Here is an 869-nt window from a genome sequence, read left to right as displayed (position 1 = left end):
GTCGCGCGACGGCGCGCGCGCGGTGCTCGTCGTGCAGACGGCGGCCGCCGGCTCCGACACCGATGCGCAGGCGCGCGCGATCGACGCAGTGCGCCGCGCGTTCGCCGCCGCGACCCACGCGCTGCCGAAAACGGTGCCGAACGCGGCCGCGTACACGCTCGCGATGACGGGCCCCGGCGTGTTCTCGGTCGACACGCGCGACACGATCCGGCACGACGTCGAGCGCCTGTCGACCGCGAGCGTCGTGCTGATCGTCGCGCTGCTGCTGACGCTGTATCGTTCGCCGCGCACGCTCGCGCTCGGCCTCCTGCCGGTGCTGTCGGGCGTCGCGGCCGGGCTCGCGGCGGTCAGCGTCGCGTTCGGCACGGTCCACGGGCTGACGCTCGGCTTCGGCACGACGCTGATCGGCGAAGCGGTCGACTATTCGATCTACCTGTTCGTGCAATCTGCACAGGCCGGCCCGCCCGGTGCGGCGCGCCCGGCCGATGCGACGCGTGCATGGCTCGCCGCGTACTGGCCGACGATCCGGCTCGGCGTGCTGACGTCCGTGTGCGGTTTCGCGTCGATGCTGTTCTCCGGGTTTCCGGGCCTCGTGCAGCTCGGGCTGTATTCGATCGCCGGGCTGACGTCCGCCGCGCTCGTCACGCGCTTCGTGCTGCCGCATCTGCGCGGCGGGCAGGTCGCGATCCGCGACGTGTCGCGCGTCGGCGCCGTGCTCGCGCGCGCGGCCGCAGCAGCGCCGCGGCTGCGCTGGCCGCTGGCAGCGCTGGTGGTCGCCGCGTGCGCGACGCTCGCACTGCATCGCGACGGCCTGTGGAGCCGCGAGCTCGCCGCGCTGAGCCCGGTGCCGGTGAGCGCGCAGGCACTCG

1 protein-coding gene is annotated in these 869 nt (G+C 74.6%); it reads left to right on the top strand.

The window, feature by feature from the left end; all coding sequences use genetic code 11:
• Positions 1–869: MMPL family transporter (locus G3N94_RS41800; RefSeq protein ID WP_205799970.1), on the top strand; the 869-nt coding region annotated here is incomplete at both ends.

This window comes from Burkholderia sp. Ac-20353 (genome assembly GCF_017104785.1).
Classification (GTDB): domain Bacteria; phylum Pseudomonadota; class Gammaproteobacteria; order Burkholderiales; family Burkholderiaceae; genus Burkholderia.
The sequence above is the reverse complement of the archived record's forward strand: the minus strand, read 5'-3'. Positions and strand labels throughout refer to the sequence as shown.